General features: G+C 72.7%; 20 protein-coding genes and 1 pseudogene. 15 read left to right on the top strand and 6 right to left on the bottom strand.

The window, feature by feature from the left end; all coding sequences use genetic code 11:
- Nucleotides 1-62 precede the first annotated feature (62 nt).
- Entirely contained in the window at nt 63-749 is a 687-nt protein-coding gene (locus tag Q3W71_RS17675) for a hypothetical protein (RefSeq protein ID WP_302920462.1), read from the bottom strand.
- Nucleotides 750-860: 111 nt separating this feature from the next.
- Here Q3W71_RS17675 and Q3W71_RS17670 point away from each other — a divergent pair, with 111 nt between their 5' ends.
- Nucleotides 861-1,511 (top strand): DUF5701 family protein, encoded by a 651-nt coding sequence (locus Q3W71_RS17670; protein WP_302920461.1) that lies wholly within the window; start codon nt 861-863, stop codon nt 1,509-1,511.
- Nucleotides 1,512-1,591: 80 nt separating this feature from the next.
- Here Q3W71_RS17670 and Q3W71_RS17665 read toward each other — a convergent pair whose 3' ends face one another.
- The 3 genes from Q3W71_RS17665 to Q3W71_RS17655 all read right to left on the bottom strand — a co-directional run bounded on the left by Q3W71_RS17665 (nt 1,592) and on the right by Q3W71_RS17655 (nt 5,905).
- A complete protein-coding gene (locus Q3W71_RS17665) occupies nt 1,592-2,881 on the bottom strand; it encodes a hypothetical protein (RefSeq protein ID WP_302920460.1) in 1,290 nt (429 codons plus the stop codon).
- Nucleotides 2,882-3,010: 129 nt separating this feature from the next.
- Entirely contained in the window at nt 3,011-4,357 is a 1,347-nt protein-coding gene (locus Q3W71_RS17660; protein WP_302920458.1) for a hypothetical protein, read from the bottom strand.
- 210 nt (nt 4,358-4,567) lie between these two features.
- On the bottom strand, nt 4,568-5,905 hold the full coding sequence (locus tag Q3W71_RS17655) for a hypothetical protein (protein ID WP_302920457.1): 1,338 nt from the start codon (nt 5,903-5,905) through the stop codon (nt 4,568-4,570).
- A gap of 303 nt (nt 5,906-6,208) precedes the next feature.
- Between Q3W71_RS17655 and Q3W71_RS17650 the strand changes: the two genes are divergently transcribed.
- Together Q3W71_RS17650 and Q3W71_RS17645 are read left to right on the top strand one after the other, a co-directional pair.
- The gene (locus Q3W71_RS17650) at nt 6,209-6,622 is read left to right on the top strand and encodes a hypothetical protein (protein WP_302920456.1); all 414 of its coding nucleotides are present in this window, start codon (nt 6,209-6,211) and stop codon (nt 6,620-6,622) included.
- 1 nt (nt 6,623) lies between these two features.
- A complete protein-coding gene (locus Q3W71_RS17645) occupies nt 6,624-8,282 on the top strand; it encodes a cation acetate symporter (protein ID WP_302920455.1) in 1,659 nt (552 codons plus the stop codon).
- Here the strand turns inward: Q3W71_RS17645 and Q3W71_RS17640 are convergent.
- A complete protein-coding gene (locus Q3W71_RS17640) occupies nt 8,273-9,070 on the bottom strand; it encodes a hypothetical protein (RefSeq protein WP_302920454.1) in 798 nt (265 codons plus the stop codon). The two genes, Q3W71_RS17645 and Q3W71_RS17640, sit on opposite strands and share 10 nt — an antisense overlap.
- Nucleotides 9,063-9,563 (bottom strand): SigE family RNA polymerase sigma factor, encoded by a 501-nt coding sequence (locus Q3W71_RS17635; RefSeq protein WP_302920453.1) that lies wholly within the window; start codon nt 9,561-9,563, stop codon nt 9,063-9,065. The genes Q3W71_RS17640 and Q3W71_RS17635 overlap by 8 nt, the downstream gene beginning before the upstream one ends.
- 141 nt (nt 9,564-9,704) lie before the next feature.
- On the opposite strand from Q3W71_RS17635, the gene Q3W71_RS17630 reads away from it, so the two are divergent.
- The 12 genes and pseudogenes from Q3W71_RS17630 to Q3W71_RS17575 all read left to right on the top strand — a co-directional run bounded on the left by Q3W71_RS17630 (nt 9,705) and on the right by Q3W71_RS17575 (nt 21,907).
- A complete protein-coding gene (locus Q3W71_RS17630) occupies nt 9,705-10,469 on the top strand; it encodes an ABC transporter ATP-binding protein (RefSeq protein ID WP_302920452.1) in 765 nt (254 codons plus the stop codon).
- Nucleotides 10,466-12,163 carry an ABC transporter permease gene (locus tag Q3W71_RS17625; RefSeq protein WP_302920991.1) on the top strand — a complete coding sequence of 566 codons (1,698 nt, stop codon included), beginning with the start codon at nt 10,466-10,468 and terminating at the stop codon, nt 12,161-12,163. Before Q3W71_RS17630 ends, Q3W71_RS17625 begins: the two co-directional genes overlap by 4 nt.
- Nucleotides 12,164-12,198: 35 nt before the next feature.
- On the top strand, nt 12,199-12,690 hold the full coding sequence (locus Q3W71_RS17620) for an SRPBCC family protein (protein WP_302920451.1): 492 nt from the start codon (nt 12,199-12,201) through the stop codon (nt 12,688-12,690).
- Nucleotides 12,691-12,876: 186 nt separating this feature from the next.
- Nucleotides 12,877-13,413 (top strand): annotated as a pseudogene (locus Q3W71_RS17615) (flavin reductase family protein); the annotation flags it as partial.
- Between the two features lie 222 nt (nt 13,414-13,635).
- Nucleotides 13,636-14,001, top strand: a complete 366-nt coding sequence (locus Q3W71_RS17610; RefSeq protein ID WP_088996602.1) for a DUF485 domain-containing protein — start codon at nt 13,636-13,638, stop codon at nt 13,999-14,001.
- Nucleotides 13,979-15,652, top strand: coding sequence for a cation acetate symporter (locus tag Q3W71_RS17605; RefSeq protein ID WP_302920450.1), 1,674 nt, complete (start codon nt 13,979-13,981; stop codon nt 15,650-15,652). The genes Q3W71_RS17610 and Q3W71_RS17605 overlap by 23 nt, the downstream gene beginning before the upstream one ends.
- A gap of 102 nt (nt 15,653-15,754) precedes the next feature.
- The gene (locus Q3W71_RS17600) at nt 15,755-16,732 is read left to right on the top strand and encodes an NAD-dependent epimerase/dehydratase family protein (RefSeq protein WP_302920449.1); all 978 of its coding nucleotides are present in this window, start codon (nt 15,755-15,757) and stop codon (nt 16,730-16,732) included.
- Nucleotides 16,733-16,799: 67 nt separating this feature from the next.
- Nucleotides 16,800-18,044, top strand: coding sequence for an LCP family protein (locus tag Q3W71_RS17595; protein WP_302920448.1), 1,245 nt, complete (start codon nt 16,800-16,802; stop codon nt 18,042-18,044).
- A gap of 248 nt (nt 18,045-18,292) precedes the next feature.
- On the top strand, nt 18,293-19,501 hold the full coding sequence (locus Q3W71_RS17590) for an LCP family protein (RefSeq protein WP_302920447.1): 1,209 nt from the start codon (nt 18,293-18,295) through the stop codon (nt 19,499-19,501).
- Between the two features lie 236 nt (nt 19,502-19,737).
- Nucleotides 19,738-20,679, top strand: a complete 942-nt coding sequence (locus tag Q3W71_RS17585) for an LCP family protein (RefSeq protein ID WP_302920446.1) — start codon at nt 19,738-19,740, stop codon at nt 20,677-20,679.
- A gap of 58 nt (nt 20,680-20,737) precedes the next feature.
- Nucleotides 20,738-21,073, top strand: a complete 336-nt coding sequence (locus Q3W71_RS17580; RefSeq protein WP_302920445.1) for a rhodanese-like domain-containing protein — start codon at nt 20,738-20,740, stop codon at nt 21,071-21,073.
- Between the two features lie 9 nt (nt 21,074-21,082).
- Nucleotides 21,083-21,907, top strand: coding sequence for a glycerophosphodiester phosphodiesterase family protein (locus tag Q3W71_RS17575; protein WP_302920444.1), 825 nt, complete (start codon nt 21,083-21,085; stop codon nt 21,905-21,907).
- Nucleotides 21,908-22,090 lie beyond the last annotated feature (183 nt).

The following is a 22,090-nucleotide window of genomic DNA, read 5'->3' as shown; positions in this document are numbered from 1 at the left end:
CGGCGGTACGACGCAGCGATCGCGCGGCGAGGTTGGACCGGACCGGCCTGGATCGCGGCGGGTCACGGTCCGATCCGGGCGGCGACGTCGAGGGCCACCGCCTGGGCCTCCTCCATCAGCAGCGGGGCGTCCGCGGCGGGTGGCACCGCCCCGGAGCCGTTGTGCACGTCCAACCGGAGCCGGCCGTGCTCGGGCAACTCGACGTCGACCCGGTGCCGGACCGAGCCGTCCCGTCCGACGCTCGTCTGGACCTTCGTCCGGGTGCCGTCGGGAGCCGGAGACTCGTCGCAGAGCGCGCCCGTGCGCCGGTCGGCGGACCGGCAGGACCAGTCGAAGCTCGGTGGCCCGAAGCTGACCCGCACCCGGAGTTCGCCCCGGCGGCCCTGGTGCACCAGCGGCGCGCCGACCTGTACCGATGTCGTGCGGCCGTCCCGCCCTGTGCGCACCGAGTGCGCCGGGCTCGCGCCCCACACCGCGTCCGGGAACTCCGCACGCAGCGCCTGGCGCACCAGCACGACCAGCCGCCGCCCCGTCACCGCCACCCGTCGCGCCCGTGCGGAGCCCGGCAGTGCGGTGGGGACGGGCGTCGGGGCGTCCGCCGGCCGAGGGCTGACGACCGGCGTGGTGACGGGCAGCGGCCCACCGCCGACGACGGTCGGGCGCGCACCGATCACGGCGACCTCGCCGGTCAGGGCCAGGCCGAGGAGAACCGCGAGGGGCACACCGATCCGCTTCCGGATGACCTTCATGACCTGAGGACGGACGAGTCCCGGCAGAGGGTTGCAGCAACCGCTGGCGGGCGGGAATAGAAGCAGGATGTCGTACGCTGTACGGTACTCCGTACGAGAAAGGAGGCCGCCTTGTTCGACGCCGCGACCGAATTCGACCGCCAACTCGACCGCCTGGTGGACCTGGGCTACCCGGCACTCGCCAACCTGACCGAGGACGCCTTCCGGGCACTGGTCGCCCCGCTGCGGGCGGCGGCCGTCACCGGCGCGGCGGGCCTGCCCGAGCCCACCGAGGCACGGGTGCCGTTCCTGCTGGTGGTCACCCGCGACCTGGTGCCGGTCGAGGAGCGGCTGGCGCTCACCACGCTGGCCGGCAAGCGCAAGCCCGGCGTCCTCGACCGGCACTACACCGAGGACGACCTGCCGAAGTTCGACCCGATCAAGGAACTGGAGGTGCCCGAGGGCCCGACGTACCTGCTCTTCGACGTCGACCGGGGCGAGGAGACGCTGAACCTGGCCCCGGCGGACGCGATGGAGGTGATCACTGCCCAGGACCGGCTGCCGCTCACCATCGACGAGGGGCTGGCCTTCGTCACGCTGTACCCGGCGGTACTGGCGAAGAACAAGTGCTTCTCGCTGGTCGGCTCGCGCTGCGGCGACAAGCGGGTGCCGGCGATCTGGATCAGCCAGGGCGCGCCGAAGCTGGGCTGGTGCTGGTACGGCAACCCGCACACCTGGCTCGGCTCCGCCTCTGCCCGCCCGGAACGGATCGGCCTGGCCTGAGGTCGGCGGCGGGCGCCCCGGTGCTGCCGGGGCGCCCGCCACGTCGACCCTGCCCTATCAGGTACGGATGCCGGAGTACCTCACGACCGGTAGAAGCGGCCCGCCACGTCGACGACGACGTTCACGCTGCCCGCGTGGTTGCGTACGTTGAACTTCCCGTACGGACCGAGCTCGCCGAACACCGCGCCGGACACGGTCTGCCCGGGTGCCGGGTTGAGGTTGCTCGCCTCCGGGATGCCGTAGTCGGGCCAGTCGGCCGGCCACACGGTGAGCACTGTGTGCCCCGTCGGCGCCACGGCCGTCACGTTCATCGCCAGCGCCACGTCCTCCGTGGTCCCCATCGCCGCCGGCGGGGTCACCTTGCGGATGTCGCCGGCGCCGAACGCGCCCGCCGTGCCCAGGCCGGTGCGGCTGTCGACGATCCGGGTCGGGTGCAACGGCTGGAACCGGTAGCCGTAGAGCTTCGTCCCGTCGTCCATCATCCCGAAGCCGTCCACCACGATGTGTGCGGTGGCCGAGGTGTAGATGGAGAAGGTCGGGGCGCCCTCCGGTGAGCAGAGGTCACCGTCGCAGGCCCGGGTCTGCACGATCGCGAGATTCGGCGTGACGGTGTCGGCGCGGAAGTTCACCGTGGAGACGGCGGGTCGCTCGCCCGCACCCGACCAGGCCGTGACGAAGCCGTCCTGCTCGGGGTCGACCACGGTGATGTTCAGGACCAGCGCCCGGGTGTGCGGGTTGTCCCCGCCGAGCAGCCGGGTCAGGTGCAGGTAGCTGCCGGCCCCGCGCTTCCGGCCGCCCAGATCCGGGTCGGTCCGGCTGTCGTAGATCCGGCTCGGCCGGTGCGGGTGGTAGAAGCTGCCCATGCCGCGGCTGGCCAGAGTGTTGTCCGCCGCGTAGAAGCCGATCACGTCAACCACGACGTGCGTGTCGCCGTTCCGGTTGAACACCGACACGCGCCCGCCGGAGCCGAGCTTGACGGTGACGTTGTTGGAGCCCAACCAGCCCTTGGCGAAGTTGACCGAGGATGCGTTCGGGCGGGGCTGATCCGCTGGATAGACGGTGACGAAGCCGTCCGCGGTCGGGCCGGTGATCGTCACGTTGAGGACGACCGCACCGACCCCGCTGGCCGGTACGCCGCCCCGCCCGGCGACCTGGAGGTCGACCTGGCCGGACGGACCGATCGTGGCCTGTGGCGCACCCAGACCCGCTCGGGTGTCCATCAGCCGGGCCGGAGCGACCGGGTAGTAGGTGCCGGTCACGTCCACGGCGGCGCTCGCCGCCTGCGGCTGGGCGGTGGCCGGGGCGGCCGTGAGCGCGCAGGCCGTGGTCAGGGCGACACCGGTGCCGAGCAGTGCGCGGAGTGTTCGCATTCGGTCCCCGTAAGAACGATGGGCGAAGATGGGTCGGCCCAGCTTAGGAGCGACGACCACGGGCTACAAGGCCACGTCCCGCTACGGTCCGAAACGTTCGGCTTGATCAACCGCTGTGGACCGAGGCCGTCAGTAGCCGCCGGTGGCGAGGACCCGCAGCGGGTCGGCCGGCGCGGCCCCCGACGGCAGGTGGAAGGTGCCCACCACGTCGGTCACCAGGTGCGTGCTGCCGGCGAGGTTGTGCGCCGCGAACGCGTCCGTCGGGCCGATCCCGGCCAGCACCGCGTTGGAGACGGTCTGCCCGGCGGCCGGGTTCAGGTTGCTGGCCGTCGGCCGGGCCACGCCGGCGTCGGCCGGCCAGACCGTGACGACGGTGTCGGCCGTCGGCGCGACCGCTGTCACGTTCGTCGCCAGCACGTGGGTGGCGCCGGTGGCCACCGTGGCGGGCGCCGTGATCCGGCGGGTCGCGTTCGCGCCGAGCGCCCCCGAGGTGCCGACGTCGATGCGGCTGTCCACGATGCGGGTCGGGGCGAGCGGGGTGAACCGCAGGCCGCCCGGCAGGGACCCGTCGTCGATCACCCCGACCAGGTCGACGACGATGTCGGTGGTGCGCAGGCTGTGCACCGCGAAGATCGGTACCCCGTACCAGGGCCCGCAGTCGTGGCAGATGGCGGTCCGCACGTAGGCCAGGTTGGGCACCACCGTGCCGGCGCCGTAGTTGACAGTGGAGGAGGTGGGCACCGGGCCGTCGCCGGCCCAGGCGCTGAGGAACCCGGAGCGTTGCGGCCGGACGGCGGTGATGTTCAGGACCAGCGCCGTGACGTGCGGGCTGACCGGGCCGAAGTCGACCCAGCGGTTGATCCGGGTGTTGCCCTCGATCGGGCCGCGCTCCCGCCGGGTGTCGACCAACCGGGTCGGTGTGACCCGCTGGTACTGCCCACCCCGGCCGTGGCTGCCACGCACCGTGTCGCTGCTGGCGTAGAAGCCGACCACGTCGACCACCACGTGTGCGCTGCCGGCATGCTGGTAGATCGCCACCCGGCCGTTCGGCGCGAGCTTCACCGTGACGTTGTTCGAGCCCAGCCAGCCCGCGCCGAAGTTGACCGAGGACGCGGTCGGCCGGGTCTGCCCGGCCGGGTAGAGGGTCAGGTAGCTGCTCGCGGTCGGGCCGGTGACTGTCACGTTGAGCACGACCGAGCCGGCTCCGCTCGCCGGAACCCCGCCGCTTCCCGCCACCGCCAGCTCGACAGTGGTACGGGCACCGAGCGGGCCGGTCCGCCCGCCGAGCCCGCTGCGGGTGTCCATCAGCCGCTCCGGCGCCAACGGATAGTACGTCCCGACCACTGTGTCGGCCGCGACGGCGGAGCGCGCCGGCGCCGCGGCCGGCTTCGTGACGGGCGCGGCGGACGCTGGCAGCCCGGCCAACGCGCACGCCCCGACGGCGGTCACGGCGAGCAGGACACGGACTGTGCGCATAAGGGACCCCGGGGGAGGAGAGAGACAGGGCTTCGCCCGCCAGACTAGGGTCGGTCATCTATGCCGGCAAGACCGTGACCTGCACACAAGTCCCTTTCGGATCCCGTCCGAGCACCCATGGTGGTTGGTCGACGCCGCACACCGCCGGGGCGACACAAAGCGGGGGCGCCCCGGCCGTCCGGCCGGGGCGCCCCTTGACGCGGGTGGTGCTCAGCTGGCGGTCGACGCCCGGAACGCCTTACCGGCCACCGGAGCGGCCTTGCCGGCCTTGAGCGCCGCGGCGGCGGTCGCCGACACGGGCTCCGGGTAGTAGAACGTGCCGACCACGTCAGCGATCATGTGCACGTTCCCCGAGAGGTTGTGCGTGTTGAACGCGCGGGCCGGCGTCGCCGTGGCCGGCCCGATCGGGGTCAGCACCGCACCGGACACGGTCTGGCCGGCGGCGGGGTTGAGGTTGCTGGTGCCCGGCTTCGGGAAGTTCTGGTAGCCGAACGGCCAGACGGTGATGACGGTGTTGTTGGTCGGCGCGACGGCGGTCATGTTCATCGCCAGCACGTCGGTCGTCTCGGTGAGCAGCTCGGACGGGGTGGCGACGGTGCGCACCGCACCCGGGCCGAGGATGGCCGGGTAACCCTGACCGATCCGGCTGTCGGCGATCCGGGTCGGGCTGATCGGCTTGAACCGCAGGCCGTACTCCAGGCTGCCGTCGTCCATCATGCCGACCAGGTCGGTCACGAAGTGCGCGGACTGCGAGGTGTAGACCCGGAACATCGGGGCGCCCCAGATCTCCGAGCACCAGTCCTCGTAGCACGGACGGGTCTGCACGAAGGCCAGGTTCGGCACCACCTTGCCGGCGCCGTAGTTGACCGTCGACGCGGTCGGCATGCTGCCCGCACCGGACCAGGCGGTCAGGAAGCCCGCCTTCGCCGGCGAGACCGCCGTGAGGTTGATGACCAGGCTCCGGACGTTCGGGTTCTCCGGCCCGAAGTCGATCGCGTAGTCGATGTAGGAGCCGGCCGGCATCTTGCCGGTGCCGTCGTAGCGGGTGTCGAACATCCGCTCCGGGATGTACGCCTGGTACTCACCGCCGTTGCGGTTGGCCATGCTGTTGTCGGCGGCGTAGAAGCCGACGACGTCCACCACCACGTGGGTCGAACCGGAGTGGTTGTAGACCGACACCTTGCCGCCCGCGCCGAGCTTGACCGTGACGTTGTTCGAGCCCAGCCAACCCTTGGGGAAGTTGATCGAGGAGGCGTTCGGCCGCGCCTCGCCCGCCGGGTAGGCGGTGACGAAGCTGCTCGACGTCGGACCGGTGATGGTCACGTTGAGCACGACCGCGCCGACGCCGACGGCCGGAACGCCGCCCCGCCCGGCGACCAGGAGGTCGACCTTCTTGGTCGCGCCGATCGCGCCGGCCGGCGCGCCCACGCCGCTGCGGGTGTCGAGCAGGCGGGCCGGGGCGAGCGAGTAGAAGGCACCGGTGGTGTCGTCGATCGCCGCCGCCGCCTGCTGCGGTGCGGCCGGTGCCGCGGAGGCCGTACCCGGCACCACGGCGAGTGCACATGCGCCGGCGAGGGTAGCGCCGAGCAGAGTGCGGAATTTGCGCATAGAAACCCCGTGGAAGAAGAGGAATAGGGAATTGCCGCCCCAGCGTAGGTGTCGGGGTCAATGCCGGCAAGGCCGATCCGGCCCGAACGACCGGGTAAAACAGCTGACGGACGAATCCGGACTTAATGGTCCCTTAAAGCTTCGTGCCCGGCGTTGTCCACAGGGGTGAAGCGTTTTCCACAAGTTGTCCACAGCGGTCGTGACGCCCCTTGACATTCGGGCTGAGCAGGCGAGACTTCCCGGGTGGCCGCTGCCGACGATCCCGTACCGGCGCCCCGGGCGCCGGAGCCGCCCCGGCGTGCCCGGATCGTGCTGGCCGAGGTGTCCCGGCGGGACGACCGGGCCGACCGCACCCGCACCGAGCTGGCCCAGCAGACCCGGGTCGGCGAGGCGCTGGTCCGCGGCCTGGTGCGTGCCCAGTTGGCGCTGGCCCTGCGGCTCTCGCTGGTGGTGGCGATCGGGCTGGGCGGGCTCCCCTGGCTGTTCGCCATCGCGCCGGCGGTCGGCCGGGTCACCGTGCTCGGCGTCAAGTTGCCCTGGCTGCTGCTCGGGGTGGTGTCGTTCCCGTTCCTGATCGGGGTCGGCTGGGCGTACGTGCGGCTGGCCGAGCGCAACGAGCAGGACTTCACCGACCTGGTCCAGCGGCCGGAGCGCTGAGGTGGGCAACTCGTTCGTCGTACCGGCGATCGTCGCGGTCACCCTGGTGACCGTCGGCATCGGTTTCTACGGGCTGCGGCTGGCCCGCACCACCTCCGACTTCCTGGTCGCCTCCCGGGTGATCAGTCCGACCTGGAACGCGGCGGCGATCGGCGGGGAGTACCTCTCCGCGGCGAGCTTCCTCGGCGTCGCCGGGCTGATCCTCAAGTACGGCGTGGACGTGCTCTGGTACCCGGTCGGTTTCGCCGCCGGCTACCTGGCCCTGCTGCTCTTCGTGGCCGCGCCGCTGCGCCGCTCCGGCGCGTTCACCCTGCCCGACTTCTGCGAGCTGCGGCTCGGCTCGCGTCGGCTGCGCACCCTGGCCACCATCTTCGTCATCTTCATCGGCTGGCTCTACCTGGTGCCGCAGTTGCAGGGGGCCGGACTGACGCTGAGCACCGTCACCGGTTCGGCGTACCCGGTCGGCGCGCTGGTGGTGGCCGTGGTGGTGACCGCCAACGTGGCGCTCGGCGGCATGCGGGCGATCACCTTCGTCCAGGCCTTCCAGTACTGGCTGAAGCTCACCGCGCTCGCCGTACCCGCGATCTTCCTGGCGTTGCAGTGGCAGGCCGACGCCCGGCCCGCGGTGACCCCGCCCGACGGGCCGGCGTTCCGCGCCGCGACCACCGTCGTGGTCGAGCATCACGCGACCCTCACCCTGCCCGACGGCCAGATCCGGGAGGTACGCCCCGGCGACGAGCTGAGCTTCGCCGCCGGCGACCCGGTGCCGGAGGTCTCCGGGGTGGCCACCGACGCCGCCGAGTGGCTGCTGCCCAGCACGGCCGGCGACGACGACCAGGGACTCTTCGCCACCTACTCGCTGATCCTGGCGACCTTCCTCGGCACCATGGGGCTGCCGCACGTGCTGGTGCGCTTCTACACCAACCCGGACGGCGCGGCTGCCCGGCGCACCACCCTGGTGGTGCTCGCCCTGGTCGGCGTCTTCTACCTGCTCCCCACGATCTACGGGGTGCTCGGCCGGATCTACACCCCGCAACTGCTGGTCACCGGGCAGACCGACGCGGTGGTGGTGCTGCTCCCCGAGGCCGTGCTCGGCCACGGCACCACCGGGCGGCTGCTCGCCGCGTTGGTCGCCGCGGGCGCGTTCGCGGCCTTCCTCTCCACCTCGTCCGGGCTGCTCACCAGCGTCGCCGGAGTGATCTCGACGGACGTGCTCGGCCGCGGCTCGGTACGCGGCTTCCGGCTGGCCACCGTGATCGCCGGCGCGGTGCCGGCGGTGCTCGCGCTCAACCTCGCCGGGCTCGACGTCTCGCAGGTGGTCGGGCTGGCGTTCGCGGTCGCCGCGTCCAGCTTCTGCCCGCTGCTGGTGCTCGGCATCTGGTGGCGCGGGCTGACCGACCTCGGCGCGGCCGCCGGGATCCTGGTCGGCGGCGGCGCCGCGATCGTCGCGGTGCTGGTCACCGTGGTCGGGCCGCCGCTGTCCGGCTGGCCGGCCACGCTCACCGCGCAGCCGGCCGCCTGGACGGTGCCGCTCGCCTTCACCGTGATGGTGGCGGTGTCGCTGGCCACCCGCCGCCGGGCGCCGGCCGACGTCGGGGCCACCATGCTCCGCCTGCACACCCCGGAGTCGCTGCGCCTGCAGCCCGGCCGTCAGCAGTAGAGCTGCACGTCGCAGAGCCGCTCGGTGGCCCGCTGGGCGAGGCGTCCGGCCTCCGCCGGATCGATCAGCCCGGGTCCCCACACCTCGGCGAGCATCTCCCCCGCCGCGACGAAGACGTGCAGCGAACTGCCACCGCCGGCGTGATCGACCCGGACCACCAGCAACTCCTTCAACTGGTCCGGGGACCGCAAGGGGACGTCCTCGAGGACGGTCAGCGCCACCCCCTCGTCGCGGCAGACCTCGACCGTGGCCCGCACCACGAGCAGGACCCGGTTGGTGTTGAGGTGCCGCTGCACCCGCTCGAAGATCAGTTCGTCCGCACCCCGCTGGAAGGTCTGTTCCCGTTCCGCCCGCGGCGGAACGTGCCGGCGCAACGGGTGGGTCGGGTCGAGGCAGTGGACCGTCCGGGATCCGAAGCTCCCGTCCTCGTCCGCCTCGGCGCCGGTCGGGCGGTAACCGGCCGTCACGTCGCCCGGTTGGAGCATGGCCGCCTCCTCGACGGGCGGCTCGTCCGGGTCGGGAGCCGGCCAGGGCGCGGGTGGCAGGGTGGGCGCCACCGACGGGGTGGGCGAGCCGGTGGCGGGCGGTACCGGCCGGGGGGCCGCGTCCGGGCGACCGGCCAGGGCCACCGTGCCGGCGGCGACCACCGCCACGGCGGCGACGCCGGCCAGCACCGCGGCGGCCCGCCGGCGGCTCAACTGCCGGGCGCGGCCCCGCAGCTGCTCCGCCGATGCCCAGGTCAGCTGCTCGGTGTCCCGGTACAGGCCGGCGAAGAGCGGATCAGGCATTGCTGACCTCCTCGGGAAGGGTGGTGCCGAGCAGGTCGGCCAGGGCCTTCCGGCCGCGGGCCAGGCGCGCCTTGACGGTGCCGGTCGGCACCCCGGTCTGCGCGGCGATCTCGGCGACTGACAGGTCGGCCAGGTGGTGCAGGACGACCGCCTCCCGCTGCTCGGCCGGCAACTGGCGCAGCGCCGCCACCAGCGCGACGGTGTCCTCGGACGGCGGCCCGACCGCGGGGGCGGCGCCGTGCCGGCGGTACGCGAGCCGCCCGTTCCGGATCTTGCGCCAACGGTTGGCCAGCAGCCGATGCCCGACCGTGCGTACCCACGCCTCCGGGTCGCCGTACTCCCCGATCCGTCGCCAGCGTTGCCAGGCCCGCACGTACGCCTCCTGGGCGGCGTCCTGCGCCTCGGTCAGGTCGCCGCAGAGCGCGTAGAGCACGGTGACCACCCGGTGTCTCGTGGCCCGGTAGAACTCCTCGAACCCGACATCGGTGTTCATCGCACCTCCGACCGCCGATCCTGCACCTGTCACCCGCCAGCCGGGTGTCCGGTTGCATGCCGGCGCGTACGACTGCGGGATGACGGCGGATCATCCCTCGGCCGGACCAGGTATTCGGCACCGACGGTTACCGTCGTACGCATGACTGGTGAGCAGCCGGCCCTGTCGTTGCGTGGCCTGGCGAAGGCGTTCGACGGCAAGATCGCCGTGGCCGGAGTCGACCTCGACGTGCCGGCCGGTTCGTTCTACGGCCTGCTCGGCCCGAACGGCGCCGGCAAGACCACCACCCTGTCGATGGCCGTCGGGCTGCTCCGGCCGGACGCCGGCGGGGCGTGGGTGCTCGGGCACGACGTCTGGGCCGACCCGGTCGCCGCCAAGCGGCTGCTCGGCGTCATGCCGGACGGCGTACGCCTCTTCGACCGGCTCAGCGGCGCGGAGCTGCTCGCGTACCACGGCCTGCTGCGCGGCATGGACCCGGCGGTGGTCGACCAGCGGGCGGCGGAGCTGCTCGACGTGCTCGCGCTCGGCGACGCCGGCCGGACCCTGGTGGTCGACTACTCGGCCGGCATGAAGAAGAAGATCGGCCTGGCCTGCGCGCTGCTGCACGGGCCGCGGCTGCTCGTGCTCGACGAGCCGTTCGAGGCGGTCGACCCGGTCTCCGCCGCGCTCATCCGCGACATCCTCCAGCGGTACGTGGCCGGCGGCGGGACGGTGGTCTTCTCCAGCCACGTGATGGAGGTCGTCGAGCGGCTCTGCTCGCACGTCGCGATCCTGGCCGCCGGCACCATCAAGCGGGTCGGCACGCTGCCCGAGGTACGCGGCGACCGCTCGCTGGAGGAGGTCTTCGTCGAGGTGGTCGGCGGGCGGACGGCGACCGGCGAGGAGCTGGCGTGGCTGTCCCGGTGACCGCCCCGGCCGCCCCGACCGCCACGGCCGCGGCGACCCACCGGGTGTCCCCGCGCCACTTCGTCCGGCTCAAGCTCCGGGTGATGGTCAACAACTTCCGCGGCCAGGCCTGGCGGATCGCGCTCTACGTGGTCGGCGCGGTGTTCGGGCTCTGGTTCGCCGGCACGGGCTTCTTCCTCTTCGCCGCGCCCGGGCTGGCCGGCAACGACCGGTACGCGCTGATGATCGCCGCGTTCGGTGGCGGCCTGACGGTGCTCGGCTGGTTGCTGCTGCCCCTGGTCTTCTTCGGGGTGGACGAGACCCTCGACCCGGCCCGGTTCGCGTTGCTGCCACTGCCGCGCCGCACCCTGGTCACCGGGCTGCTCGCCGCCGCCCTGGTGAGCGTGCCAGCGGTCGCGGTACTGCTGGCCCTCTCCGGGCTGGTGGTCACCGCCGGCGCGCTGGGTGGCTGGTCGGCGGCCGTGGTGCAGGTGGTCGGGGTGCTCGCCGGGGTGCTGCTCTGCGTCGCCGCCGCCCGGGCGGTCACCAGCGCGTTCGCCGCCATGCTCCGCTCGCGGCGGGTCCGTGACCTGGCCGCCGTGCTGCTCGCGGTGGCCGCGGCGCTGCTCGGCCCGCTGCAGATCTTCGGCCTGGCGGCGTTGCGGGACGCGGACTGGGACCGGCTCGATCCGATGGCGGAGGTGGTCGGCTGGACCCCGTTCGGCGCACCCTGGACGGCCGGCATCGACCTGGCCGAGGGGCGGGTCTGGGCCGCCCCGGTCAAGCTGCTGATCACCGCACTGGCCCTGGTGGCGCTGCTGGCCTGGTGGTCCCGCTCGCTGGAGTCGGCGATGGTCGGTGCGGCCAGCGCCGGCCCGGCTCCGGCCCGGCGCGGCCCGGCCGGCGGCGCGGTGGCGCAGCTCTTCCCGCGCTGGGTGGGCTGGGCCCGGCGGGACCGGTTCGGCGCGCTGGTGGCCCGGGAGGCCCGGTACTGGTGGCGGGACGCCCGGCGGCGGGCGAACCTGGTCACCGTGGCGGTGGTCGGGCTCTTCGTGCCCGTCATGGTCAACCTGGGTGGCGCCAACCTCACCGCCGGCGACACCCAGGGGTTCGCCGTGCCGGACACCTCGTCACCGCTGCTGGTCAGCCTCTCCATGGTCTTCGTGGGCGTGCTCGCCTCGGTCACCCTGGCCAACCAGTTCGGTTTCGACGGCAGCGCGTACGCCGCGCACCTGGTCGCCGGCGTACCGGGCCAGCAGGAGTTGCGGGCCCGGATGGCGGCGTTCTCGCTCTACGTGCTGCCGATGCTGGCGGTCGTCTCGGTCGCGCTGGCGGTGATCCTCGGCCGGCCCGGCTGGGTCGGGGTGACCTCCGGCAGCCTGCTCGCCACCTACGGCGTCGGGCTGGCGGTGAACAGCCTCGTCTCGGTGCTCGGTGCGTACGCGCTGCCGGAGACGAGCAACCCGTTCGCGCTGAACAGCGGCGCCGGCGTGGCGAAGAGTTTCCTCACCCTGCTGGCCATGGTCGGCACGATGGTCGCGGCGGTGCCGATGGTGGTGGCCGCGGCGCTGCTCGGCGACGTCTGGCACTGGCTGGCCCTGCCGGTCGGCGCCGCCTACGGCCTGGGCGCCGCGCTGCTCGGCGCGTACCTGGTCGGGGACGTGCTCGACCGCCGCCAGCCCGAACTGCTCGCCACCGTGACCCCCCGCCGCTGACCGGTCGGTTTGCCGGGGGCGGCCAGAATGGGCGGATGCCTGTCGTCGAGGCGGTGACGACCGTGCCGGTGCCACCCGCGCTGGCCTTCGCGGTCTCCCAGACCACCGCGCCGGTCCGCTACCGGTGGGACCCGTTCGTCCGGGAGCAGCACTTCACCGACGGGGCGATCCGGCCCGGCAAGGGGGTGCGCACCTTCACCCGCTCCCGGCACGGGCTGGTCATGGTGAGCGAGTACGTCTCCTGGGCTCCGCCGAGCCACGTCGGCATGAAGATGGTGCGCGGGCCGTGGTTCTTCGAGATCTTCGCCGGCGGTTGGCGGTTCGCGCCGGCCCCGGAACCGGGCCACACGATCGCCACCTGGCGCTACAGCTTCCGCTGCCGTCCCGCGTTCCTGCGCCCGGTCGCCGAGCGGATCGGGGTGTGGCTGCTCGGCCGCGACATCCGTCGCCGGATCGCCGGCTACGCCACCGGCTGCACCGACCCCGAGGTCCTGGCCGCCGCCCGCCGTTCACTCGCCCCCGACTGAGCAGGATCTGCCGGCCAGGGTCGCGCTCGATCAGTGAAGTAGTGGCCTCCCACCGGCCTGGAGGCCACTACTTCGTGGATCGAGCACGATCTTGCGGAGTGCTCAGCGGGGTGGGAGGCGCTGGGTTCCGCCGGGCGCCCTCGCCGTCGTCAGCGTGCGGAGCCGGCACGGGCGACGGCGGCGAGCGGCAGAATGTTCCACGTGAATCATGAGCCGGGTGCCGAGATCCACCACACCGATCCGTTCGCCGTACCGGCGGGGCAGCGCTCGCCCGTACGCCGGCTGCGGGGTCGGCTGGCCGCGCCGGTGACGCTCTGGACGGCGCCGGGCCCGGCGGGCCTGACGGTGTCGTCCACCCTGGTGGCCGAGGGTGAGCCGGACCGGCTGCTCGGCCTCGTCGACCCGGAGTCCGACCTGTGGGCGGCGGCCGAGGCCGCCGGCCGGTTCGCGGTGGCCCCGCTGGGCCCGCCGCACCGGCAGCTCGCCGACCGGTTCGCCGGCCTCTTCCCGTCCCCCGGCGGCCTCTTCGCCACCGGCGAGTGGACCGACACGCCCTACGGGCCGGTGCCGGCCGACGCCGGCGGGTGGGCCGGCTGCCGGCTGGACACCGCCCGGGAGTTCGGCTGGGGCCTGCTGGTGGAGGCCACCATCGAGGCCGTCGAGCTGGCCGAGGAGACGGACCCGCTGCTGCACTACCGGGGCCGCTACCGCGAGCTGGTCTGACCAGCGCCGGACCGAGCCGACCGAGCCGGCCCGAACGACCCGGTCGACGGCCCGGGCTGCCGTCCGGCGACCGCTCGTCGGAGTGAGCTGGGTCACTCGGCGCAGCCACCGTGCCGTTCGGCGCACCCGGCGACCGGCGTCGATCTCGGCCTTCCCCGGCGGGGAGCGCGCTTCCTACCGTGCGCGGAAATCCCCGATGCCTGTGAAGGTGGTGATCCACAGATGTCCACGGACACACCCGCGCCGGCCGACGCGTCCACGCCGGACCGGTATCTCGCCGTACAGCGGTCGGACGAGTTCGCCGGGTTGCGCCGCGCGCTGCGCGGCTTCGTCTTCCCGATGACCGTCGCGTTCTTCCTGTGGTACGCGCTCTACGTGATCCTGTCCGCGTACGCGCGGGGGTTCATGGGCACGAAGCTCTTCGGCAACATCAACGTCGCCCTCGTCTTCGGCCTGCTCCAGTTCGTCTCCACCTTCCTCATCGCCTGGCTCTACTCCCGGCACGCCGACCGGAAGATCGACCCGGTCGCCGACCGGATCCGCGCCGAGATCGGGGAGGTGACCCATGAACACGGTCCTCGCGGCTGAGGCGGGCGACACCACCGCCCGCAACCTGACCATCACCCTCTTCCTGGTCTTCGTGGCGGTGACGCTGGCCATCACCATCTGGGCCAGCCGGCAGACCAAGACCGCCACCGACTTCTACGCCGGCGGCCGGTCCTTCTCCGGCTTCCAGAACGGCATGGCGATCGGCGGCGACTACATGTCGGCGGCCTCGTTCCTCGGTATCGCCGGCCTGATCGCCCTCTACGGCTACGACGGCTTCCTCTACTCGATCGGCTTCCTGGTCGCCTGGCTGGTGGCGCTGCTGCTGGTCGCCGAGCTGCTGCGCAACTCGGGCCGGTACACGATGGCCGACGTGCTGGCCTTCCGGATGCGCCAGCGCCCGGTGCGGACCGCCGCGGCGGTCTCCACCATCACCGTGTCGATCTTCTACCTGCTGGCCCAGATGGTGGGCGCCGGCGCGCTGGTGGCGCTGCTGCTCGGCATCAAGCCCGGGACGACCTTCCTCGGCATGGACGCGGACGCCGCCAAGATCGCCACGATCATCCTGGTCGGCGCCCTGATGATCATCTACGTCACGGTGGGTGGCATGAAGGGCACCACCTACGTGCAGATCGTCAAGGCGTTCCTGCTGATGGGCGGCGCGATCATCATGACGCTGCTGGTGCTGGCCAAGTACAAGTTCAACCTCTCCTCGCTGCTCGGCGACGCCGCGTCGTCGTCGGGCAAGGGCAGCGCGTTCCTGGAGCCGGGGCTGCGCTACGGGGTCGAGGTGGCCGGCAACGCCACGCAGACCTTCTACAACAAGATGGACCTGCTCTCGCTCGGCATCGCCCTGGTGCTCGGCACCGCCGGCCTGCCGCACATCCTGATCCGCTTCTACACGGTGCCGACCGCGAAGGCGGCCCGCAAGAGCGTGCTCTGGGCGATCGGCATCATCGGCACCTTCTACCTGCTCACCCTGGCCCTCGGCTTCGGCGCGGCGGCCCTGGTGGGCGGCGAGGCGATCACCGCCCAGGACCGGGCCGGCAACACCGCGGCGCCCCAGCTGGCCGAGGCGCTCGGCGTGGACTTCCTCGGCGGCGACCTGGGCGGGGCGACGCTGCTGGCGGTGATCGCGGCGGTCGCCTTCGCCACCATCCTGGCCGTGGTCGCCGGACTGACGCTGGCCTCGTCGTCGAGCCTCGCGCACGACTTCTACGCCAACGTCATGAAGAACGGCCAGGCCTCGGAGCGGCAGGAGGTCGCGGTGGCCCGGATCTCCGCGCTGGTGATCGGCGCGATCTCGATCGTGCTGTCCATCTTCGCGCAGAACCTGAACGTGGCGTTCCTGGTGGCGCTGGCGTTCGCGGTGGCCGCCTCCGGCAACCTGCCGGCCATCCTCTACAGCCTGTTCTGGAAGCGGTTCAACACCTCGGGCGCGGTCTGGGCGATCTACGGCGGCCTGCTCTCGGCCGTGCTGCTGGTGTTCTTCTCGCCGGTGGTCTCCGGGGCCGCGACGTCGATGTTCCCGGACCACGACTGGCAGTGGTTCCCGCTGTCCAACCCGGGCATCCTGTCCATCCCGTTCGGCTTCCTGTGCGGGTGGATCGGCACCGTCATCTCCAAGGAACGCGACGACGCGAAGTACGCCGAACTGGAGGTCCGCTCCCTCACCGGAGCCGGCGCGCACTGAGCCGGCCCGCGCCAGGGGCCCCCGGTCGACCGACCGGGGGCCCCTTCGCGCGGCGGCGCGGGCCCCGGGTGCCGGACCGGCCCGGTGAGTAGGCTGACCACCATGAAGGTTGCAGCGCGCTTCGGACCGGGTCACCGCATCCTCGTCACCGGCGGCGCCGGTTTCGTCCCGTCACACCTGGTGGACGTGCTGATCTCCCGGGGCTGCACGGTGGTCGCGCTGGACAACTTCGTCACCGGGTCGAAGGAGAACGTCGCCCACCTGCTGGACGAACCGACCTTCACCCTGGTCGAGGCGGACATCTCCGACGGCCTGCCGAACCACCACCCGGCGGTGGCCGAGCGGTTCGACGCGATCCTGCACATGGCCTCGCCGGCCAGCCCGACGGACTTCGAGAAGCTGCCGGTGGAGATCCTGCGGGTCGGCTCGGTGGCCACCCTGCACCTGCTGGACCGCGCGGTCGCCGACGGCGCCCGGTTCCTGATGGCCTCCACCTCCGAGGCGTACGGCGACCCGAAGGAGCACCCGCAGCGGGAGACGTACTGGGGCAACGTCAACCCGATCGGCATCCGCAGCGTCTACGACGAGGCGAAGCGCTTCTCCGAGGCGGCCACCATGGCCTACCACCGCAGTCGGGGACTGGACGCCGCGATCGTCCGGATCTTCAACACGTACGGCCCGCGGATGCGGCCGGACGACGGGCGGGCCATCCCCACCTTCATCTCCCAGGCGCTGCGCGGCGAGCCGATCACCGTGCACGGCACCGGCAACCAGACCCGCTCGATCTGCTACGTCGAGGATCTCGTCCGGGGCATCCTGCTGCTGCTCGACTCGACCGAGACCGGGCCGATCAACTGCGGCACCGAGCACGAGATGAGCATGCGGCAACTGGCCGAGACGATCGTGTCACTCTCCGGCAGCAGCTCCGAGGTGACGTACGTCACCCGGGCGGCCGACGACCCGGAGATGCGCCGGCCCGACCTGACGCTGGCCCGCGAACTGCTGGGATACGAGCCGACCGTGGCGCCCGAAGAGGGCCTGCGACGCACGATCGAGTACTTCCGCGAGCGGCTAGGGTAACCGCGCCGACGCCACACCGGCCCGCGGATCAGGGCGGTACTCGCTCGGGCTACGTACCCTGAGTTACATGTCAGCGACCACGCCAGCCGGCCTTCCGCTCCCGTACCTGCACCGCAGCGCCGGGCGCGCGTCGGTGCCCGGCTCCGGCCGGAGCGCCACCGGACGCGCCCGCCCGGGTGAGGCGCGCTGGTACCCGGCGCCGGACGAGCAGCCGCAGGCCGGCGGGCCCGGCGGCCCGGGTGGCCCGATCGGCCCGGACGGCCCCGGTGGCCCGGGCCGCCCCGGCCGGCCGGAGCGGCGGGGTCCGCGCCCGCGCTGGGGACGGATCGCCATGGTGGCCGGCGTGGCCGTGCTGGTGCTCGCGCTGCTCGGCGGCGTGGGTGCCTGGTTCTACGCCCGCAACCTGAACAACGACCTGGCCCGCACCGACCCGTTCTCGGAGATCACCGGTGGTCGGCCGGCCAAGCCGGTCGAGGGGGCGCTGAACATCCTGCTGGTCGGCAGCGACTCCCGGGACCCGGACGCCCCGGTCGACCAGAGCAGCAAGTGGCGGGCGGACACGATCATCGTGATGCACATCCCCTCCGACCACAAGCAGGCCTACCTGGTCTCCATCCCGCGCGACCTGTACGTGCCGATCCCGGAGAGCGCCAACGCCGAGTGCGGCTCCGGCCAGCGCGGAAAGATCAACGCGGCGTTCGCGTTCGGCGGCCTGCCGCTCGCGGTACGGACCGTGGAGTGCTTCACCGACGTCCGGCTGGACCACGTGATGGCGATCGACTTCGCCGGCTTCAAGCAGGTCACCGACGCGCTCGGCGGGGTCGACCTGAAGGTGGAGCGGACCATCACCTCGATCCACAAGCCGTACCGGACGTTCACCAAGGGCGTCAACCACATGGACGGCGCCGAGGCGCTGGACTGGATCCGGCAGCGCAAGCAGTTCCCGGACGGCGACTTCGCCCGGATGCGGCACCAGCAGGAGTTCCTCCGCGCGCTGATGGACAAGGCGGCGAGCACGGGCACGCTGACCAATCCCAAGAAGCTGCACGACTTCCTCCAGTCGGTGACCGACGCGGTCACCGTCGACCAGGGCTTCTCGTTGATGGACATGGCGGTGCAGTTCCGTAACCTGCGCGGCGAGAACCTCACCTTCGTCACCAGCCCGCACGTGGGCAGCCAGACGATCAACGGGGAGTCGGTGGTGGTCTCCGACCGGGAGAAGGCCCTCGCCATGTACCGGGCGATGGCCGGCGACACGATGGGCGACTGGGTGAAGGCCAACCAGAAGCCGGCCGCGGGCGACGGCGGCTGACCCGCCACGGATCGACCGGCCCGGCGCCACCGCGTCGGGTCGGACGTCGACGGTCGTCGACGTCGGTCGGCGGCCGGATTCCGGCCGCCGGGAGGCCAACCGCCGACCGGTCGCATTGATCTGTCCGTTCGGTCAGATCGCCTGGATGGCCTACAGGGCAACGGAAATTTGCCGTGGGACGAACTCGCCAGGACGGGAAAGCGTACGTACAGTGGTCCCGCCCCCTGATCACGCGAGCTGGAGCACGCATGCCGGTTCAGACCAGCCGACGCCCCTCGTCGCTGGAGCCACCCCGCGCCGCCGTGCGGGTGTCCTCCGCCGTCGCGGCACCACCCGGCAAGGGCGGCGGCGGCCCGGCGAAGAAGCGGAAGCGCCGCAAGGACCCGCTCTGGGCCCGGCTCACCGTCGTCTTCGGCGCGGTGCTGATGATGACCAGCGGTGTCGCCATCGTCGGCAGCAAGGCCCTGATCAGCCAGGCGACCGGCAACATCGCCCAGCGCAACCTGCTCGGTGACGCCGGCAAGACCGACGCGGAGGGCGGCGCGAACCTGGACGGCCCGATCGACATGCTGCTGCTGGGCGTGGACGCCCGGGAGCGCTGGGCCGCCGACGACGTCCGCGCGGACAGCATCATCGTGCTGCACATCCCGGCGACCCACGACCAGGCGTACCTGATCTCGATTCCCCGGGACACCGAGGCGCACATCCCGGCCTTCAAGAAGAGTGGCTACGCCGGCGGGGTCGACAAGATCAACGCGGCGTTCCAGGCCGGCGCCCGCAACGGCGGCGGCTGGGAGGGCGGCGCCCAGCTGATGGCGCAGACCATCAAGAAGATGACCGGGATCAGCTTCGACGGCGCCGCGATCATCAACTTCGGCGGCTTCAAGAACGTGATCGAGGCCCTCGGGTCGGTGCGGATCTGCGTCAAGCAGGAGGTCGCCTCGATCCACATGTCGTACGTCGACGGCAAGCCGATGTGGAACGCGGACGCCAAGAAGACCGGCAAGCCGATGACCCCGGTGGTGCACAAGAAGGGCTGCCGGGAGATGGAGGGCTGGGCGGCGCTGGACTACTCCCGGCAGCGCAAGAGCCTCAAGAACGGCGACTACGACCGGCAGGCGAACCAGCAGCAGCTGATCAAGGCGATGGCCCGCAAGGCCAGCGACAACGGCACGCTGACCAACCCGGTCAAGCTGAACCAGCTGATCAAGGCGGCGGGCAAGGCCTTCATCCTGGACACCGGCGGGGTGCCGGTCGCCGACTTCGTCTTCACCATGCGCGGGGTCACCGCCAACGAGTTGACCATGTTGAAGACCAACGGCGGCACCTTCCACGGCGACGGCGCGGGCAAGGAGACCCTCAGCGAGGAGACCCTTGCCATGTTCCGGGCGGTCAAGGAGGACAAGCTGGCCGAATTCGTCTTCGCCAACCCCGGAGTGATCTCCAACCGCAAGTAGCGGCGGTGGGTCCGACGGCGACCGGCGAGGGCCGGGCGACCGGGCGGATCTCGGCGAACCGGGCCTGGCCGGGCCATCCCGACCGTAGCCTGACGTGAGCAGGTTTCACGTACGGGCGGCGGGGAGGGGGCGCCACGTCCAGGTCGGGGCGGGACGGTCGGAAGCGGATCCGGGCGGGCAGCCGGTCCGCGCCGCCGCGCTGGTCCCGCGTCCTGCTCGGCGTCGGCCTGGCGCTGGTGGTGCTGGCCGGGGTCGCCGTGTTCGGCGTCCGCGCCCTGACCGACCGGTACGACCGCACGGTGCTCCGCGAGCAACTGCTCGACCCGAGCGCCCGGCGGGACCGGACCGACCTCGACGGGCCGCTGAACTACCTGCTCATCGGCTCCGACGCGCGCCCCGGCGCCACCGGCCCGGACCAGCGCACCGACACCATCCTCATCGTGCACGTGCCGGCCGGGCTGCGCGAGGCGTACCTGGTCTCGGTCCCGCGCGACCTGCTGGTGGCCATCCCGGCCGGCGCGAACGGCTTCGGCGGCGGGCCGGACAAGATCAATGCCGCGTACGAGCACGGCGGGGGCGGCGAGGGGGGCGCCCGACTGCTCTCCGCCACGCTGGCCCGGCTGACCGGCATCCGGTTCGACGGCGCGGCGCTGATCGACTTCTCCGGCCTCCGCAAGGTGATCGACCTGCTGGGCGGTGTCCGGATGTGCGTGCAGACCGAGGTCCGCTCGATCCACACCGACCGGGTCTACCACCCCGGCTGCCAGCAGATGGACGGGGCGCAGGCGCTGGACTACGTGCGCCAGCGCTACGACCTGCCCGGCGGCGACTACGACCGGCAGACCCACCAGCAGCAACTGCTCCGGGCGATGCTGGAACGCGCCTCCGAGAACCGGCTGCGCACCAACCCGGTCAAGCTCGACCAGGTGATCCGCGCGGTCGGCGGTTCGCTGACCGTGGACACCAACGGCGTGCCGCTGGAGGATCTGCTGCTCGCGCTGCGCGACCTGCCCAGCGACGCGCTGCGCGGGGTACAGGTCCCGTCCTACCCGCAGACCATCGACCAGGTCTCGTACGTGCTGCTGGACAACGGGGGCAACGGTCTCTTCGAGGCGGTCCGGGGGGCCGGGGTGGCCGACTGGGCCCGGGCCAATCCCCGCTGGGTGACCCGGTTGTGACCGGACCGGCGACCGTGGCTGCGGCGGTCGGCCCGGCCAGGATCTAGGCTTGGTACCCGTGTTCGGACCCCAGGTTCCCACCGTGACCGTGCCCGAGATCGCCGACGACACCTACCTGCTCGACGTCCGCGAGGACGACGAGTGGGCCGCCGGCCACGCCCCCGGCGCCCACCACCTGCCGATGATGGAGCTGCCCGCCCGGCTGGCCGAGGTGCCCACCGACCGCGACGTGGCGGTCATCTGCCGCTCCGGCGGGCGCTCCGCCCAGGTCGTCGCGTACCTGACGCGCAACGGCTGGGACCAGGTGCGCAACGTCGCGGGCGGGATGGGCGAGTGGGCCGCCGCCGGCCGCCCGGTGGTCGACGGCAACGGGCAGCCGGGGCGGGTCCTCTAGGCGGACGGCATGGCCGAACCCCTGGTCTTCGCGCACCGCGGCGCCTCGTACGACCTGCCGGAGCACACCCTCGCCGCCTACCTGCGCGCCCTCGACGAGGGCGCGGACGGGCTGGAGTGCGACGTCCGGCTGACCCGGGACGGGCACCTGGTCTGCGTACACGACCGCCGGCTGGACCGGACCAGCAACGGCCGCGGTCTGGTCAGCGCGCGTACCCTCGCCGAACTCGAGGCGCTGGACTTCGGCTCGTGGCACCCCGGCTGCGTACCGGCCGACGGGGACGAGGTGCTCGACGAGTCGCACACCCGGCTGCTCACCCTGGAGCGGCTGCTCGACGCCGTACTGGCCGCCGGCCGGCCGGTGCGGCTGCTGGTGGAGACCAAACACCCGTCCCGGTACGGCGGGGACGTCGAGCGCCGGCTGGTCGCCGTGCTGCGCCGGTACGGGCTCGCCGAGCCGAAACCGGACGATCCGGTGCGGGTGACCGTGATGTCCTTCTCCCCGCTGGCCGTACGCCGGATGCGGGAGCTCGCCCCGGCGCTGCCCACCGTGCTGCTGCTGGAGGTGCTGCCGCGCTGGCTGCGGCTGGGTCGGCTGCCGTTCGGCAGCCGGATCGCCGGCCCGGGGATCGGCCTGGTGCGGGCCCGCCCGCAGCTGGTCCCCGCGCTGCGCGCGGCCGGCAACCAGGTCTACGTCTGGACCGTCAACGAACCGGCGGACCTGGACCTGGTGCTCTCCGCCGGGGTGGACGGGATCATCACCGACCGGCCGGCGCACACCCTCGCCCGGCTCGGCCGCCGACCACCACCGACCGCCGCCGACCTCGGCCGGTGACCGCCACTCCGGCCCGGGCGGCCGCCGACGCCGACCTCGGCCGGTGACCGCCACTCCGGCCCGGGCGGCCGCCGACGCCGACCTCGGCCGGTGACCGCCACTCCGGCCCGGGCGGCCGCCGACGCCGACCTCGGCCGTCCCCCCCGCAGCCGACCGGGCGGACCGGCGGCGGCCGGGAGCGGT

The sequence above is a fragment of the Micromonospora sp. C28SCA-DRY-2 genome (genome assembly GCF_030519475.1).
Taxonomy (GTDB): domain Bacteria; phylum Actinomycetota; class Actinomycetes; order Mycobacteriales; family Micromonosporaceae; genus Micromonospora.
Note: the sequence above shows the minus strand (reverse complement) of the source record. Positions and strands in the feature narration are given on the sequence as shown.